17 protein-coding genes are annotated in these 15121 nt (G+C 63.2%); 6 read left to right on the forward strand and 11 right to left on the reverse strand.

Annotated elements, in window-relative coordinates; all coding sequences use genetic code 11:
- Positions 1-158: 158 nt before the first annotated feature.
- Positions 159-896: a transglutaminase-like domain-containing protein gene (locus tag LNV07_RS21965; protein ID WP_263573338.1), complete on the forward strand. Its 738-nt coding sequence runs from the start codon at positions 159-161 to the stop codon at positions 894-896.
- 44 nt (positions 897-940) lie between these two features.
- On the opposite strand, the gene LNV07_RS21970 is transcribed toward LNV07_RS21965, so the two are convergent.
- Positions 941-1417, reverse strand: a complete 477-nt coding sequence (locus tag LNV07_RS21970; RefSeq protein WP_263573339.1) for an SAM-dependent methyltransferase — start codon at positions 1415-1417, stop codon at positions 941-943.
- A gap of 419 nt (positions 1418-1836) precedes the next feature.
- On the opposite strand from LNV07_RS21970, the gene LNV07_RS21975 reads away from it, so the two are divergent.
- Positions 1837-3216, forward strand: coding sequence for a DUF885 domain-containing protein (locus LNV07_RS21975; protein WP_263573340.1), 1380 nt, complete (start codon positions 1837-1839; stop codon positions 3214-3216).
- A 425-nt stretch (positions 3217-3641) separates the two neighbouring features.
- On the opposite strand, the gene LNV07_RS21980 is transcribed toward LNV07_RS21975, so the two are convergent.
- Genes LNV07_RS21980 through LNV07_RS21995 form a run of 4 tightly spaced genes read right to left on the reverse strand, consistent with a single transcriptional unit; the run spans position 3642 to position 6517 of the window.
- Positions 3642-3986 carry a protein tyrosine phosphatase family protein gene (locus LNV07_RS21980; RefSeq protein WP_263573341.1) on the reverse strand — a complete coding sequence of 115 codons (345 nt, stop codon included), beginning with the start codon at positions 3984-3986 and terminating at the stop codon, positions 3642-3644.
- Between the two features lie 7 nt (positions 3987-3993).
- A complete protein-coding gene (locus LNV07_RS21985; RefSeq protein ID WP_263573342.1) occupies positions 3994-4455 on the reverse strand; it encodes a YeeE/YedE family protein in 462 nt (153 codons plus the stop codon).
- Positions 4456-4469: 14 nt separating this feature from the next.
- Positions 4470-4901: a YeeE/YedE family protein gene (locus LNV07_RS21990; protein WP_263573343.1), complete on the reverse strand. Its 432-nt coding sequence runs from the start codon at positions 4899-4901 to the stop codon at positions 4470-4472.
- Between the two features lie 50 nt (positions 4902-4951).
- Entirely contained in the window at positions 4952-6517 is a 1566-nt protein-coding gene (locus LNV07_RS21995) for a methyl-accepting chemotaxis protein (protein ID WP_263573344.1), read from the reverse strand.
- Positions 6518-6751: 234 nt separating this feature from the next.
- Between LNV07_RS21995 and LNV07_RS22000 the strand changes: the two genes are divergently transcribed.
- Positions 6752-7468, forward strand: coding sequence for a hypothetical protein (locus LNV07_RS22000; RefSeq protein ID WP_263573345.1), 717 nt, complete (start codon positions 6752-6754; stop codon positions 7466-7468).
- A gap of 62 nt (positions 7469-7530) precedes the next feature.
- On the opposite strand, the gene LNV07_RS22005 is transcribed toward LNV07_RS22000, so the two are convergent.
- Complete coding sequence (locus tag LNV07_RS22005) at positions 7531-7812, reverse strand: HU family DNA-binding protein (RefSeq protein ID WP_263573346.1); 282 nt, start codon at positions 7810-7812, stop codon at positions 7531-7533.
- A gap of 155 nt (positions 7813-7967) precedes the next feature.
- Positions 7968-8579 carry a hypothetical protein gene (locus LNV07_RS22010; protein ID WP_263573347.1) on the reverse strand — a complete coding sequence of 204 codons (612 nt, stop codon included), beginning with the start codon at positions 8577-8579 and terminating at the stop codon, positions 7968-7970.
- 129 nt (positions 8580-8708) lie between these two features.
- Between LNV07_RS22010 and LNV07_RS22015 the strand changes: the two genes are divergently transcribed.
- Positions 8709-9542 carry an AraC family transcriptional regulator gene (locus LNV07_RS22015; RefSeq protein WP_263573348.1) on the forward strand — a complete coding sequence of 278 codons (834 nt, stop codon included), beginning with the start codon at positions 8709-8711 and terminating at the stop codon, positions 9540-9542.
- Between the two features lie 122 nt (positions 9543-9664).
- Positions 9665-10078 carry a VOC family protein gene (locus LNV07_RS22020; RefSeq protein WP_263573349.1) on the forward strand — a complete coding sequence of 138 codons (414 nt, stop codon included), beginning with the start codon at positions 9665-9667 and terminating at the stop codon, positions 10076-10078.
- A 40-nt stretch (positions 10079-10118) separates the two neighbouring features.
- On the opposite strand, the gene LNV07_RS22025 is transcribed toward LNV07_RS22020, so the two are convergent.
- Entirely contained in the window at positions 10119-10754 is a 636-nt protein-coding gene (locus LNV07_RS22025; protein WP_263573350.1) for an NAD(P)H-dependent oxidoreductase, read from the reverse strand.
- A 198-nt stretch (positions 10755-10952) separates the two neighbouring features.
- On the opposite strand from LNV07_RS22025, the gene LNV07_RS22030 reads away from it, so the two are divergent.
- Positions 10953-12074, forward strand: coding sequence for an alpha/beta fold hydrolase (locus LNV07_RS22030; protein ID WP_263573351.1), 1122 nt, complete (start codon positions 10953-10955; stop codon positions 12072-12074).
- Here LNV07_RS22030 and LNV07_RS22035 read toward each other — a convergent pair.
- From LNV07_RS22035 to LNV07_RS22045, 3 genes are read right to left on the reverse strand one after another with little or no spacing between them, the layout of a single operon-like run.
- Complete coding sequence (locus tag LNV07_RS22035; protein WP_263573352.1) at positions 12041-12796, reverse strand: LytR/AlgR family response regulator transcription factor; 756 nt, start codon at positions 12794-12796, stop codon at positions 12041-12043. The two genes, LNV07_RS22030 and LNV07_RS22035, sit on opposite strands and share 34 nt — an antisense overlap.
- The gene (locus tag LNV07_RS22040) at positions 12793-13863 is read right to left on the reverse strand and encodes a sensor histidine kinase (RefSeq protein ID WP_263573353.1); all 1071 of its coding nucleotides are present in this window, start codon (positions 13861-13863) and stop codon (positions 12793-12795) included. Before LNV07_RS22040 ends, LNV07_RS22035 begins: the two co-directional genes overlap by 4 nt.
- Positions 13860-15095 (reverse strand): CaiB/BaiF CoA transferase family protein, encoded by a 1236-nt coding sequence (locus LNV07_RS22045; RefSeq protein WP_263573354.1) that lies wholly within the window; start codon positions 15093-15095, stop codon positions 13860-13862. The genes LNV07_RS22040 and LNV07_RS22045 overlap by 4 nt, the downstream gene beginning before the upstream one ends.
- Positions 15096-15121 lie beyond the last annotated feature (26 nt).

Here is a 15121-nt window from a genome sequence, read left to right on the forward strand (position 1 = left end):
CCACCTTCGGTGCATGACCGTGGCCTGGTTCATTGCCGCCAATTCCCTGTTTCTTGGCCCACCCCAAGGCCCGGAGCGCATGAGGAGCGGCTGCGGCTTTACTCTGTAGTGACTACAGGCAATCAAATCAAGCCTTGCCAACAATCAAGCACGCCACCATGCCTCAGACAGCCGAAATTTCTTCTTCCTCGCCCTCGGCAAGCCTCTTGCTTGCGACCCCTTTGTTGGACTATCAGCATTCGTCCGTCGCCCAGTTGGTGGCGGCGCGCGGCTGGCGAAATCTGGCCGAGTTCGAGCGCATCGGCGCCATCTATGACTTCGTTCGCAATGAGTTGCCGTTTGGCTACAACGCCAGCGACGACATGCCCGCCTCGGCGGTGTTGGCCGATGGCTATGGCCAATGCAATACCAAAAGCACGCTTTTAATGGCCTTGCTGCGCGCCAGTGGCGTGGCTTGCCGCTTGCATGGCTTCACCATCGACAAGGCCTTGCAGAAGGGCGCGGTTAGCGGCATCGCCTTCTGGCTGGCGCCGCGCAATATTGTGCATAGCTGGGTCGAAGTCAGCTTCAAGAACGCGTGGATCAACCTGGAAGGTTTCATTCTTGATCAAGGCTATCTCGCCGCCGTGCAAGAACGTTTTGCTGGGCAAATGGCATTCTGCGGCTACGGCATCGCGACGCCGGATCTCGCTGCCCCTGCCGTGCAATGGCGCGGCAGCCACACCTATATTCAAAAAGACGGCATCAACCAGGACTTCGGTCTTTTCGACAGCCCCGACGCGTTCTACGCTCGCCATGGCGTCAATCTGAGCGGCCTGAAACGCTGGCTCTACAGCAAGCTTATTCGCCACGGGATGAATCGTCGGGTGGCGAAGATTCGGCAGGGGCGAGGCTGAACCCTCTGCGCGTTCTTGCGCAGGGTTCAACCTCCCCCCTGCCGCTATTGCGGCTGCTTGCGCGACCAATACGCTTGCATCAGTTCATGCGACCAAGCCGGTTGGCGGACTTGCTGGCGTGGCAGGAACTCGGTCATCACCGGTTTGATGTCCAGCACAGGTGTGCCATGGATGGCATCGAGCTCGGCCACAAACAACTGGCAGCCCGCCACTCGCAGCAGCCGGCAGATCGTGCTGCCGATTCGATTGGGCCGGTTCTTGCCGCGTTGGGCAAAGATGCCGACGGCCGGCCAAGCGGGGTTGTTCCTGGGGTGTCTTGCGCCGCACACTATCTTGGACGGGTCCAGCTCATGGAAGAGGAACAGCACTTCAACATGGGAGAACTCGGCCAGACCCGCCAACGCATCGGCCGTGAAGCCTTCGGCAAGAGTGATGCAGGCTTCTTCGCCGCCCCAGAAATCGTCTTCCGCGTGCGGGCGGATGGCGTCGACAAACCCGATCGCTTCAATCTGCGCCTTCATCGCGACGCCGCCATGGCAAAACCGGCCCCGCCTGGGCATTGCCCAGCAACAGGCAGTCGAAGGCGCAAGGACTGGGTCGCGGAGGGCGAAGCGGCCTGCGGTGAATGTGATCTCGTCGGACTTGTTGTCATCAGGGCTTGCTGCGGCAAATGGCCGCCGGCCCGGCTATTCTCGCCGGGTGCGGCGGCCCTTTTTCGAGCCAAGGCAGCCCAAGCAGTTAAATGGGGTCAGGTTCATTTTTTAGTTAAATGAACCTGACCCCAATTTCGTCCGAAGGATGCGAAGCGTCCCAAGGGCAATTGAATGGCCATGGCCAAACTTTAGCCACTGGGTGCGCAAGGCTTGCAGCCCGGATACTGTCCGCCCATGAACCCGCTTTGTACCTTTTACACAGACCTCTAGAGCGCGCGCCGCATCCAATGAACGAGAAAATTTCTGCGCTGTTTGCCGGGCTGTGCCTGGCTGCGTCCTTGGCCCCTGCCGAGGCCAGCACCAATAAGCCGGTCGAGCAATTCATTGCCGCTTACAGCCAAGCTCACCAGCAGCTTGGCTTGGGCGCAGAGATGGAGCTGTCCTACGTCAAGAACATCGAGCATTTGCTCAAACATAACGATGTGGCCGCGCAGCTGATGGTGCTCGACGAGTTGAGCCGGCAGTTGAAGGCGCTCGATCAGGCTGGCAGCGATAGATGCCAACAATTGCAGCTGCACCAGATCGGCTTTGAGCTGGCGTTGAACCAGCAAAAATTGGCTGTGCTCGGCCCCTATCTGTTGCTGGGCGAGCGGGCGATTTTGTCCGAACAGGGTCTGGCCAAAACCAGCCTCGGCAAGGATTGGTACGCCTATTTGCGCCGCGCCTGGTTGACCATGGACAGCACGCCCGAGGCGCTGATGGCGATGGGGCATAGCGAACTGGAACGCGCCCTCAAGCGCTACCGCGAACTGCAAGCACGGATGGGCTACGGCGGCCGCGACAAGGCCTTTGCCGCTTACCTGGACAGCCCCGCCTTCAGTTATCCCGATGGGGAAACGCCGCAAGCGGACTACGAGGCGCGCCAAGCGATTGTCTACAAGCATATGCACAAGCTCTTCTTGCCGACCGCGATTGCGCCGCCGCAGATTCGCCGCTCCGATTTAGGCGCAGCCTTGCCGGTGGATGGCTATTACGAGCCGGATGAGAACACCTTCTATTTCAACCGCGCGCAGGCCACTTACGGGCGCCGCAATATCGATTGGCTGCTGCTGCATGAGAGCACACCCGGCCACCACTACCAAAGCCGTTATGCGCTGGAGCAGCGTGGCTGCCCCGTCGGTCTGCCGCACGGCTTTTACTCGGCCTTTGCCGAGGGCTGGGGCGCTTATGTCGAGGAGTTCGGCGGCGAGCTGGGATTGTTTCAACAAGACTCGGATGCCTTGGGGGCGGTGGAATGGGACTTGGTGCGCTCGATCCGCGTGGTGCTCGATGTCGGCATCAACGCCTTCGGCTGGAGCGAGCAGCAGGCGCAGGATTTCTGGCGCAGCAAGCTGCCGATGTTGCCGCATTTGGCTGAGCGCGAGATCACCCGCGTGCGCAACTGGCCGGCGCAGGCGATCACCTACAAGCAGGGTGCGGTGATGCTGCGCCAGCTGCGCGAAGCGGCCCGAGAGCGCGAAGGGGCCGCCTTTGACATCCGAGTCTTTCACGACAAGTTGCTCAAGCACGGCCCACTGCCGCTGGCGCTGCTGGCCGATGCGCTAGAGGGCGAAGGGCGAGCGGTGGGGCCCTTGCCCGGCACAGTCGCCTTGCCAAGGACCGATTGACGGATTGTTCAGCGGGCGCAACTCTTCGCTGCTGCGGCTTGCCTGGCTTCGAAATTAAATAGGGTCAGGTTAATTTTTTCAGGCCGAAAGAGGTGGCGCGCAATTAAATGACCCCCCGTTTTTTATCAATTGGTATCGCGGGGATTTCCAATGCAGCCGTGGGAGCAAAGACGCGGTTTTGCCAGCACCTCAATCAGAAAGCCCACCAGTCCTTGCGGATTGGCGGGCTTTGGTGAAGCTTCCCATCTTGCTGCTTTGAGTCAGAAAATGGTCTGAGATGTGCTTCATCCCCCATGGCCTTACGACTGCATGGACGCCCTATTCAAGGCGATCTCACCTTCACGCTCCGATTCAGACTTCCGCCTTAGGTCGAAGCGTGAAGTCAGTTTAGACAGTGCGGCATGGCCTGTATTGCGTTTTGGCAATCAAACGACTTGTTGAGCCAACATGAACAACTGCGTAGAACGCGCACCGGACCGACAAAATGCCAGCACGGGCGGCAGCGCCGCGTCCAGCGCTTGCTTCATGCTGGCCGCTTGCTCCGGGGTGATGGCACCGGCCACCACCGGCAAGTGCACATAGACCAGACCGGCCGCCTCGGCCGCCGCTTGAATGCTGCCGCTGGATGGTTGCTCGGCGCCGCCCTCTAGATCCGGGCGGTTGTTGATGACGGTCTTGAAACCCATGGCCGCAGCGCCGGCCATATCGGCCGGGGTCAGCTGGGCCGCAACATAGAACTCGGGCGTGACGGAACGAACAGGGATGCTCATGGTGTGCTTAACTTTGTTGAACTAACGGTTTATTGGAGCGGCCTTCGGCGAATTCGAAAATCGCCATACCCGCCAGCATAGCCAAGACGAAGACCATGGCCTTGGGGTTCGCGGTCGCCAGCGAGACGATCGCCGGGCCGGGGCAAAAGCCCGCCAGTCCCCAACCGCTGCCAAAAAGCAGGCTGCCGATGATGAGACGACGGTCAATATCGCGGCCGCTGGGCAGGTGCATGGCGCCACCCAGATAGCCCGCACTGCGTTGTTTGGCCAGCGCAAAAGCGCCCAGGCCGACCAAAATGGCGCCGCCCATGACAAAGGCGAGCGAGGGATCCCAAAGACCGGCCAGGTCCAGAAAGCCCAGCACCTTGCTGGGGTCCGTCATGCCCGCGATGATCAGGCCCAGCCCGAACAGCAGGCCGACGCCAAATTCAGACAGCCGGTGGTGAATGGAGGTGTTGAAGGTGCTCATGAGGTACTCCGGGTTCAGCCCAGCAGATGGCGAGAGATCCAGACGACGGCAAAGCCTGCGCCCATAAAGGCCATGGTGGCGACCAGTGAGCGAGGCGACAGGCTCGCGAGCCCGCAGACACCATGGCCGCTGGTGCAACCCGAGCCGTAGCGGGCGCCCACGCCGACCAGCAAACCGGCCACGATCACCGTGCCCCAACCGGCCTCTACCGTGGCCATCACTGGCCCGGCGACCAGCCCGTACAAGGGCGCTGCGGCCAATAGCCCCAGCACCAAAGCAATGCGCCAAGCGAAGTCTGCACCGCGTGGCCGCAAGAGGCCTCCGACGATGCCGCTGATACCCAGGATGCGGCCATTCGCCAGAATAAAGAAGCTGGCCGCCAGCCCGAGCAGCAGGCCCCCGGCCAAGGAGGCCCAGGGCGTGAAATGGTTCCAATCGATTTGCATGCGTCTGACTCCTTTGACTTGAGGCCCGACCGGGGTTGGACAGGGCGTAACTATTCAGCCAGTTTAAAACCCTGCACGGTCTGAAACAGCTCCTGCGCCTTGCCACGCAAGGTCGTGGCCGAGGCCGCCATCTCCTCGACCATGGCGACGTTTTGCTGCGTCACGGTTTCCATGTGGTGGATGGCGGCGGTCATCTGTGCGACGCTGCCGCTTTGCTCCGCGCTGGCCGTGTTGATGGTGGTCATGATGCTGGACACTGCCTGGATGCTCTTGACCACCTCGCTCATCGTGGCGGCGGCTTGGTCGACCAGCGACGAGCCTTGCTCGACCCGCTCGACGCTGGTGTTGATCAAGGCCTTGATCTCCCGCGCGGCTTCGGCCGAGCGGCCCGCCAAGGAGCGCACCTCGCTGGCCACCACCGCAAATCCGCGGCCCTGCTCACCGGCGCGGGCCGCCTCGACGGCCGCATTCAGTGCCAGGATATTGGTTTGAAAGGCGATGCTGTCGATCACGCCAATGATGTCGCCGATCTTGCGTGAGGCTTCGTTGATGCCTTGCATGGTGCCAACGAACTGCGACACCAACTCGCCCCCGCGCTCGGCCACCTGGCTGGCGGAGGACGCCAGCGCTTGGGCCTCGCGGGCGCCGTCGACATTCTGTTTAACGGCGACGTTCAGCTGATCCATCGAAGCGGCGGCCTCTTCCAAGGCGTTGGCATGGCTGACCGTGCGATCCGACATATCGTTATTGCCATCGGAAATCTCGGCGCTGGCTTCGGCCACGCCGGCCGATTCACGGCGCACGGTTGCAACGACCGAAACCAGACCCAGCTGCATCGTCTTGAGTTGCGCCAGCAGGCTGCTGTCGTCGCCGGGCTCAACGATGATCTCGCTGCACAGGTCACCCGCGCCCACGCGTTGGGCCAGGCGAACCGCGATGCGTGGCTCGCCGCCCAGTTGGCGCAGCAGCAAGCGAACGATCAGCGAGCTGATGGCAACGGCCGCGATGGCAGCCACGACGCCGCCGGTCAGCAGCAGCATGCGAATCTTTTTGCTCAGTTGGTCGGCCTCGTTGGCGCTGGCTCGGGCCGCTTCGACCTCGGCCGCACGAAACTTCTCCAGCCGCTCGCCCAGCGTTTCGCTGAGTTTGTCGAAGCCGGGCTTGTCGGGCGAGCCCTTCATCAATTGATTGCCGGCCTCCATGCCTTGGCTGAGATAGACCTGCGCCATCTGCTTGCCACCGCTCGCAAAGGTCTCGAAGCTGGCGCTCAAGGCCTCGAGCTCCTGCAGCTTGGCTTGCGCCTTCTCGGCCTGGAACTGGCGGCGAAACTCAGCCACGTTCTTGCGGAACACCTGCGCCGAGTTTTCGGCGTCCTTGTAGCCCGCCTCGTCGTGGGTGGCCGCCACATCGGTCAAGAACTGCTGCACATCCGAGCGGCTGAGATTCATCTCATCCACCATCAAGGCGCGCGGCAAAGACTTCTCGCTGATGTCGTGGACGCCGTCCGACAGCGTGGCCACCATCAGCCCCACGCCCAGCAGGGCCAGCACGAACAGCCCCACGACCAAGCCAAACCCCAGCGTCAGTTGGGCTTTTACATCGAGTTGCTTGAACATCAGAATTTCCTTGGGGCGAGAGGCGCAGCCGAATCACGGCCATGCGGGCGGGGCACGCGGGGATGCGCGAGCGGCAAAATGCTTAAGTATGAGCCGTGATGGGGTCGAAGCCGAAACCAAGAAGCACCCGGTTAGCGGCGCTTTTCATGCCGTGAGCGGGACCGCGCCGCACGCGCCGCCCTTCGGCGTCGAGTAGAGTCTGCCCTTCTATCAGTCCGTCTTTTTTCAGCGCCCATGACCCGACTCCAATCCGAGCTGCAAAGACTCTACGGCCCGCCAGCGACGGCGCCCACAGGCCATGGTTTGATCGATATTGCCGATGCGGTGCGCCTGGTTGTGCTGGAGTTGGCCAGGCCCGCCGATTGGACGCTGATCTCCAAGGTTTGGCGCGGGGTGCAGGCCGATTTGGCCTTGCCGGCACCGGCCATTGCCGTCTCGGGCGTGGATGGCTATCTGCTCTGTTTCTCGTTTGCCGAGCCGCAGCCGCGCTTGCAAGCGCAGGCGTTTGCCGAGGCCTTGCGGCTGCGCTACCTGGACGATGTCGCCCGCAAGCGTATCGGGATCTGCTCGCCCAGCAGCGCGGCCTTGCCGCCACGGCAGACGGATCAGCCGCAGGATCTTTGGTCGGCTTTCGTCGCTCCCGATCTGGCACCGGTATTCGCCGCCGAGCCTTGGCTGGACATCCCGCCCAGTCACGAGGGGCAAGCGGATCTGCTGTGCCGCTTGGACAGCATCAAACCCGCGGCCTTGCAACTGGCTTTGCAGCGACTGGGCGCGCCCACGCTTGCGCCGGCACCCTCAGTGAATGAGCCGGCCCCAGCCCAGCTCACGCAAGCAGCCGGCAGCGCCGCGCCAAGCCTTGACCCCAGGAGTTTTCTGCTTAAGGTGATGAACGACGAGTCGGTCGCGATGGCCTTGCGCATCGAAGCGGCGAAAGCCTTGCTACCCTGAGACGGGCAAAAAAATAGGCGCTCGTCGCGATGACGGCGCCTCTTCTCCGCAATTGCTGCGGTTTACTTCTTTGTGTTCACGGCGTCTTTGAGGGCCTTGCCAGGTGTGAACTTGGCGACCGTTGCGGCGGCGATTTCCAGCGCCTCGCCGGTGGCAGGGTTCTTGCCGGTGCGGGCAGCGCGCTCGCTGACCTTGAAGTTGCCGAAGCCGAGGATGGCGACCGAGTCACCGGCGGCCAGCGCTTCGGTGATAGCGCTCAGAGCGGCGTCCAGGCTGGCCGTGGCGGCAGCGCGGGTGGAGCCAGTCTTGGTGGCAATGCTTTCGATCAGTTCGCTTTTATTCATCAGATATCCAGTGGGTGCAAATAGGTAAATCCCGGTGACCGGGCCGCGATTATCGGCCTTCTGGCCGATGCGCCGCAAAAACTCGCGCTCGGCCGGCGATTATTCCTTCAAACACGGCCTTGACCGGTGCCAAGTTCACCCAATGCTTTTGTGGGTCACCGGTCCGGCAACAGGCTTGCCGGTATCGGATGGCTGGCCGCTTCGCTCATCCACATCACACTCGCGATCCACCAGCGTTGGCCGTCAAAGTAGAGCTCGATGCTGTTGACGCCGCGAAAGCGCTGTGGGCTATTTGGCCCGTCGAGCACGGCCTCGTAGGTCGAGTCGACATGGGCAATATTGCCGTAGCTGCGAGTGCTGCGGTGAATCTCGGTCTCGCTGAAGCCGCGCTGCACCAGCGGCTCCGAGGCGTCAACCAATTGCTGATGATCCCAGACCACCACCTCGGGCGTGCCGCTGGCCGATATCGACGTGCCGATAAAACGGACCCAGGGGCTGTAGAGCGTGCGGTCGCGCGCCCACAGGCGTTGGCCGTCCGGCCGAACATTGACGACCGCGTAGAAGGCGCGCATCAAGCCGTCCACGCTGGCCACATCGGCGGCGTTGGCGGCAATGGTGGGCACGCTTACGCTCACATTTAGGCTGGCCTTGGATGCCGGCTCGCTGCGCGCCGGTGCCGCCAAGACAGGGCCGAGCAGGGCCAAGCCAAGCGCGGCCTTTTGCAACAGGGGGCGAAGGAAGGAGATGGGGTGGGGTTTCGATGTCATGCGGCCATTTTCCGAAGCCGCAGCAATCGCCGCTATCAGAATCTTGCTCGAACAAACGCGCGTCCCCCAAGCGCTTGGTGGCAAACTGGCCGGGCTTGTTGATCCATCTCGCCGCCGCACTCTTTCCCCATGTCTTCGCCGCCTACCGTCACCAACACCGCGCCTAGCGCAGGCCCGCGCGTGGTCGTCGGCGAATGGCATTGCCCGGGTCGGCAAAGTAGTTGGGCGGATGAGTATCAGAGCCACTCCTCGATCGAATTGCCCCTGCTCGGCCTGGATCTGCGCGCCATCCGGGGCCGCCAACTGGTGGTGGACCCCGGCATGGTCGTGCTGCATGCGGCGGAGGAGGAATTCCGCGTCGCCTCGCCCACCGCGCGGCCACGCCGCAACACCAGCCTGACGCTGCCGCACGAGTTGCTGGACGAAGTGGCCCCCGACTTCGCGCCGGGCGCGCTGCGCAGCTCGCCCCGGACTGCGCTCTTGCATCAAAGGCTGCGGCTTAGCCAGCGCCGTGATGCTGCTCTGAACGAATTGGCCGGCGACGAATTGGCCTTGATGTTGTTAGAGAGCGTGCTGGTCGATGCGCGCCAGCAAGCGGGGACATGGACACAGGCCACAGCCTTGAGCCCGGCGTGGCGGCGCTTGGCCGATGCACTGAGCCAAGTCATGGCACAAGATTTCGATCAGCCCTTGACGCTGGAAGCCTTGGCGCAGGCCTGCGGCGCCTCGGCCTTTCATGCCAGCCGGGTATTCAGGCGCGTGACCGGCCAGAGCATTCACCGCCATCTGAACCAATTGCGGCTGCGGGCCGCGCTGTTTCGCCTGCCCGATATGCGGGGCCGCCTCACCGAGCTGGCGCTGGACAGCGGTTTTTCCTCGCACAGTCACTTCAGCAGCGCGTTCAAGGCCGAGTTTTCTTGCGCGCCGACAGCATGGTTTGGTGACGCCCAAATAGACAGTTAGTTTGCTGTCAACTTGCGCTGATCTTTGGATGTTGGGCCCTACGAGTCGCGCCGATGAAACTGTACAAAAATACAGTACAGTCGTGCGGCGCATCTTGCCAATCCAACTCAGGAACCACTCACATGCTTGACCACATGACTTTTCGCGTCAGCGATATTGGGCGCGCCAAGGCGTTCTACAGCGCGGCCCTCGCACCACTGGGCTACAGCCTATGCTTCGAGGGCAATTACGGTACGAATATGCTGGGCTTCGCCTACCCCGATGCCTCCGAGCCCGATGGCAAGAAGGCCGATGTCTGGTTTCTCGATGGCCCATCACCGTATGGCGGGCCAGCAAGCACCAGCGGCTGCCATCTCGCCTGGCGGGCCGAGACCCGCGCGCAGGTGGACGCTTTTTACCGGGCAGCGATCGCTGCGGGGGGCACAGACAATGGCCCGCCCGGTCTGCGCCCGGACTATCACGCCCACTACTACGGCGCCTTCGTCCTTGACCCGGAAGGCAACAATATTGAAGCGGTCTGCCATCGGCCCGAGTAAGTGAGACGAAGCGACGCCTCAGCGCCGGTTTAGCCGGGCATCAAGCCGCCAGCGGGACCGCTTCAGACAGCCAGAGCCGCAGTCGCTCCGCGTAGCTGTTCAAGGCCTCCGCGCGCTGCTCAGCGTCCAAGTCGGCCGGGCCATGCACCAGATGCAGGCCCAGGATCCGCCAGCCCATATAGCCAAACACATCGTCGGCCATCGCTTGCAAGCGCGCCTGTGAGCGCTGCGCGTCTTGCTCGTCGGCGATGCCACCGGTAGTGACGGCCAGCAACACCTTTTTGGCCGGTAGGGTCTTGTCGCGGCCGTAGGCAAAACCGTAGCTCAGCACGCGCTCGATCCAGCCCTTCAACACCGCCGGATAGCCGCCCCACCAGAGCGGGAACTGCAGAATTACGGCGTCGGCCTGCTCGAGCTTTTCTTGTTCGGCTTGAATGTCGAGTGCAAAGCCACCATGCTGTTGATGGGCTTTTTGAGCCTGCGCCAGATCGAAGGACTGCGTGGCCGGGAAGTCTTGAAAGTCGGCCCGGCCCGGCGTCGGCGCAAAGCCCTGCTGGTACAGATCCGAAAAACTCAGGCCTGCGCCGACCCGGGCGGCGACTGTGGCGGCGCGCTCACGCATGGCGAAGTTGAACGATTGCGTTTCGGGGTGGGCGGTGACGATCAGGAGTTGCATGAGCAGGGTGCGAAAGTGTCGAGTTCGCAGTGTGTTCGCACCCCTCTTCAGCCGCTATCAAAATCCTGCTCGGCCGAAGCCAAGCCGCCGGCTTTTGCGTGCTGATGAACGCAGGCCTGACTTTCGTTTGCGCCGAGCGGCTATGCTAAAAACCGCCTGCTCCTGCATCCATCTATTCACGCCGACAAGGCCGCGCCCATGACCCAGCTTTCCAAGGCCATCGGCCGACCGCTGCTCGCACTGGGCCTTGCTCTGCAACTAGGCGCAATGCAGCTCGCGCACGCCAAAGAAGCGCTGCCGCCGCCGCAGCAATTCGCCCAGCTCGGTGCCTTCAAGCTGGAAAATCAGACCGTCATCGACGACTGCGCGCTCGGCTACCGGACCCTCGGCACGCTGAACGCCGAGCGCTCCAACGCCATCGTTTTCCTGACTTGGCACAACGGCAAGAGCAGCGACATCTTGGGGCTGCTGGGCCCCAAGGGTTTGTTTGACCCCGCGCCCTATTACGTCGTGGTGATCGATGCGCTCGGCAATGGCGTGTCCTGCTCGCCATCGAACAGCAAAACGCAACATGGCCCGGCCTTTCCGGCCTTCAGCATCCGCGATATGGTGGCCTCGCAGCACCGTCTTTTGACCGAGACCCTCAAGCTGAACCATGTACGTGCGGTGATGGGCTTCTCGATGGGCGGCATGCAGACCTTTCAATGGATGGTCAGCCACCCCGAGTTCATGGACCTTGCCTTCCCGCTCTCGGGCACGCCGCGCATGAGCAGCTACGACCAGCTGTTCTGGCGCACCGAAGAGTTGCTGATGGTCAGCGACCCCGACTACGCGCAAGGCCACTACAAAAAAAATCCGCCGTTGGCCGCCATGCAGCTGGTCTTTTCAATGAACTTCAACACGCCGGCCTACCGCGTGGCCAACACCGGCCCCAAGCCCGAAGAGTTTGAAAAATTCTGGCAAGAAACCATTGCCTACGACCCCGACAACGCCGACGCCAATGACTGGCGCTGGCAAGCCCGCGCGATGTTGACGCAAGACATTGGCGTGCCGGTGACGCAGGCCGACGGCCAAACCCGCCGCTCGCTGGAGGCGGCCGCCGCCAAGGTCAAGGCGCGCAGCCATGTGGTCGTGGCCCGCCAGGATCATCTCGTCAACCCCAAGCCGGCGCTCGACTTTGCACCCTTGATCAAGGCCGGCAGCACGGTGCTGGAGAGCGACTGCGGCCACTTGGCGGTGCAATGCGAGATCGATAGGCTGCGCCCCATCATCGAACGCCTGCTGGATCAGGCTGCAGGTTCGCTCAACACCCCGCGATAGCCGCGCGACACCCGTAACTTCACACCCGAGCTGAGCGTCAGCTCGGCCTCGCCGCGCGGCAGCGAAGCCAGGCCCTGGATATGCGCCGGGTTGACCGCATGCGAGCGGTGCACGCGCAAGAAGCGCCCCTGCAAGGCCGGATGCGCCAGAAAATCGGCCAGCGTGTGGCGATCCAGATGGCTGGCGGTGGCGGTGTGCAGCTCGATGTAGTTGTCGGCCGCGGCCACCCATTCGACCTCGGCCAGCGGCAGCTTGCTCAGCCCCTGGCCCGACCCTGCGCGCGCCGGCACCAGCCAATGGCCGACCACCGGCTGCACCTGTTGCAAGGCGCTGAGCAAGGCCGTGCGCGGCTTGGCGCTGGAGGTTTTTGGGTCCATACGAAGGCGCAAGCGCTGCACCGTCTCGGCCAAACGCTCGGCGGTAAAGGGCTTGAGCAGATAGTCCACCGCATTCAACTCGAAGGCCTTGACCGCGTATTGATCAAAGGCGGTGCAGAACACGCAGAGCAGCTTTGGCGGCAAGGCCAGCGCCAGCTCCAATCCGCTCATGCCCGGCATTTGGATGTCGAGCAGCGCAGCATCGGGTCGCAATTGCTCAACCATGGCCAGCGCCGCATCGGCATCGCCGGCTTCGCCGACCACCTCCACATCGGGCATCGCCGCCAGCAGGCGGCGCAGCTTGGCGCGTGCCGGCGGCTCGTCATCGACGATCAGTATCTTCATTGCAGCTCGGCCGGCAAGCGCAGGCTCAAACAGCTGCCGCCGGCCGCATCGGCTTGCAGCGCAAGCTGCGCCCGCTCGCCATACAAGCTCAGCAAACGTGCGCGCGTATTGGCCATGCCGATGGCGCCGTCACGGTGATCGCGCCGGGCCGCAATGCCGCTGTTTTTAACGGTTAGCAGCAGCTCGCCCGCCAGCACCTCGGCACCGACGCTGACCCGCACCGGCCCACTGCTTTGCGCCACATCATGGGTGATCGCGTTCTCGACCGGCGCGATCAAGAGCAGCGCCGGCAACAGGCAGCGCCGCGCTTCTTCGCTGGCCTCAATCTGCACGCTCAAGCGCTCGCCAAACCGCGCTTGCATGATGTTCAGGTAGGGCTCGACCAGGCTCAGTTCTTGCGCCAGGGTGTGGCGGCCGCTGTCCTGCGCGCTCAAGGCCTGACGCAAGAGCGCCGCCAGGTCACACAGAATGCGGTCGGCCCGCGCCACATCCTCATACATCACCGAAGAAATCAGGTTCAGCGTATTGAACAGGAAATGCGGCTGAATCTGCTCGGTCAAGCGGGTCAGCTGCGCCTCGGCCAGCTCGGCGCGCAGCTGCAACAACTCCTGTTCGCGCCGGCGCATCTCCACCATCACATAAATACCGTGGCAGATGGCGACGATGATGGCGTAGCTGACCAGGTCTTTGCCAGTCTCGTAGGCGAGGATCTCGGCCGCGCTGCCGGGCCGGTAGGCCAGGCCGGCCAGCGCGTAGACGGCAAAGCGCAGGCCAAACATGCCGGCCACATGGGCCAGGGTATAGCCGGCCGCGCCGACCAGATGATGGACCGACAGGCGCAGCCTGCCCGGCAGCGCCAGACCCAGCAGGTGCCAGCGGTAAATCAGCGGCCCCAACAAACCTGTCATCAAGACGGAGCTGAGTTCCCACAGAAAAGGCTCCCATGGATGCTCGCCGCCGCGCTCCAGGTAATGCTGCAGCTCGGCCAGGCTCTGCAAGAGGCCGACGGCCAGGACGCTGGCCGCGTAGGCCCAGACCAAGCTGCGCTGTTGCCGAGCTGTCGTCATGCGACTTCGGCGGCGCCGACCACGCCTTCGGCCAGCAAGGCGGCGATGTCATCTTCGCCATAGCCCAGCCGCCGCAGCAATTGGTGGTTATGCTCGCCAAGCCTGGGCGGGCTCAGGCGCAGGCCCAGGCGCTCACCGCTCAAACTCAGCGGCAGCAGCGGCACAAGGGTTTCGCGCCCATCCGGCAGCGTCATCGGCGCCAAGCCGCCGGTGGCCAGCAGATGCGGATCGTCCATCAGCTGCTCGGGTTTGGTGATCGGCGCGAAGGGCAGGCCGGCGGCCTCGAAGATGGCGGCAATCTCGGCCGCTTTGTGGGCCTTCAGGCGTCGGCGCAGCTCGGGCATCATCCACTCGCGCGCCTGCACGCGCTGGTTGTTGCTGGTCAGGCGTGCATCGGCTTGCAAATCGCTCATGCCGAAGGCCTGGCAGAAGATCGCCCATTGGGTGTCGCTGACCACGGCCAGAAAGATCTGCTCGCCGCCGTCGACCGCGAACACGTCGTAGATCCCCCAGGGCGAGATCCGCTCCGGCATCGGCGCGGGCGGTTTGCCGGTGACGGCGAACTGCATCATGTGCTGCGCGACCAGAAAGATATTGTTCTCGAACAAGCTGGCCTGCACCTGCTGGCCGCGCCCCGTGCTGTGGCGCTGCTGCAGCGCCGCCAGCACGCCGATGGCGCCAAACATGCCGCCCATGATGTCGTTGACGCTGCTGCCGGCGCGCAGCGGATCGCCGGGCCGGCCCGTCATATAGGCGAGGCCGCCCATCATCTGCACGACTTCGTCGAGCGCGGTGCGGTGCTCATAAGGGCCGGGCAAAAAGCCCTTGTGCGAGACATAGATCAGCCGCTCGTTGAGGCGACTCAGCGCTTCATAGCTCAGACCGAGTCGGTCCATCGCACCGCTCTTGAAGTTCTCGCTGAAGACATCGGCGCCGGCCACCAGCTTCAACACGATCTCCAGCCCGCGCGGGTGCTTGACGTCGAGGCTGAGGCTGAGCTTGTTGCGGTTGAAGAGCGGGTAGAAGCCGGCACCGGCGCCGAGCAGGCGGCGCGTGCTGTCGCCCTCCAGGGGTTCGATCTTGATCACCTCGGCGCCCAGATCGGCCAGCACCATGCCGCAGGTCGGGCCCATCACCATATGGGTGAACTCGATCACTCGCAGGCCGGCCAGCGGCAAAGGGGCGGCTTGCACCGGGGCTTGGGCTTTGCTCTGGTCTGGCTGTGTACTCATGGCGGGAGAGGCTTCCTTCGGAAATT

Origin of the sequence: Roseateles oligotrophus, assembly GCF_025717515.1 — a bacterium.
Lineage (GTDB): Bacteria > Pseudomonadota > Gammaproteobacteria > Burkholderiales > Burkholderiaceae_C > Paucibacter_A > Paucibacter_A oligotrophus.

Bases quoted from the DNA above. Each gene is read 5' to 3' on its own strand.
- LNV07_RS21995 (WP_263573344.1), bottom strand. From the start codon at position 6,517: ATGTTCAAGCAACTCGATGTAAAAGCCCAACTGACGCTGGGGTTTGGC.
- LNV07_RS22020 (WP_263573349.1), top strand. From the start codon at position 9,665: ATGCTTGACCACATGACTTTTCGCGTCAGCGATATTGGGCGCGCCAAG.
- LNV07_RS22025 (WP_263573350.1), bottom strand. From the start codon at position 10,754: ATGCAACTCCTGATCGTCACCGCCCACCCCGAAACGCAATCGTTCAAC.
- LNV07_RS21990 (WP_263573343.1), bottom strand. From the start codon at position 4,901: ATGCAAATCGATTGGAACCATTTCACGCCCTGGGCCTCCTTGGCCGGG.
- LNV07_RS22030 (WP_263573351.1), top strand. From the start codon at position 10,953: ATGACCCAGCTTTCCAAGGCCATCGGCCGACCGCTGCTCGCACTGGGC.
- LNV07_RS22000 (WP_263573345.1), top strand. From the start codon at position 6,752: ATGACCCGACTCCAATCCGAGCTGCAAAGACTCTACGGCCCGCCAGCG.
- LNV07_RS22035 (WP_263573352.1), bottom strand. From the start codon at position 12,796: ATGAAGATACTGATCGTCGATGACGAGCCGCCGGCACGCGCCAAGCTG.
- LNV07_RS21980 (WP_263573341.1), bottom strand. From the start codon at position 3,986: ATGAGCATCCCTGTTCGTTCCGTCACGCCCGAGTTCTATGTTGCGGCC.
- LNV07_RS21975 (WP_263573340.1), top strand. From the start codon at position 1,837: ATGAACGAGAAAATTTCTGCGCTGTTTGCCGGGCTGTGCCTGGCTGCG.
- LNV07_RS22005 (WP_263573346.1), bottom strand. From the start codon at position 7,812: ATGAATAAAAGCGAACTGATCGAAAGCATTGCCACCAAGACTGGCTCC.
- LNV07_RS22045 (WP_263573354.1), bottom strand. From the start codon at position 15,095: ATGAGTACACAGCCAGACCAGAGCAAAGCCCAAGCCCCGGTGCAAGCC.
- LNV07_RS22040 (WP_263573353.1), bottom strand. From the start codon at position 13,863: ATGACGACAGCTCGGCAACAGCGCAGCTTGGTCTGGGCCTACGCGGCC.
- LNV07_RS21970 (WP_263573339.1), bottom strand. From the start codon at position 1,417: ATGAAGGCGCAGATTGAAGCGATCGGGTTTGTCGACGCCATCCGCCCG.
- LNV07_RS22015 (WP_263573348.1), top strand. From the start codon at position 8,709: ATGTCTTCGCCGCCTACCGTCACCAACACCGCGCCTAGCGCAGGCCCG.
- LNV07_RS21965 (WP_263573338.1), top strand. From the start codon at position 159: ATGCCTCAGACAGCCGAAATTTCTTCTTCCTCGCCCTCGGCAAGCCTC.
- LNV07_RS21985 (WP_263573342.1), bottom strand. From the start codon at position 4,455: ATGAGCACCTTCAACACCTCCATTCACCACCGGCTGTCTGAATTTGGC.
- LNV07_RS22010 (WP_263573347.1), bottom strand. From the start codon at position 8,579: ATGACATCGAAACCCCACCCCATCTCCTTCCTTCGCCCCCTGTTGCAA.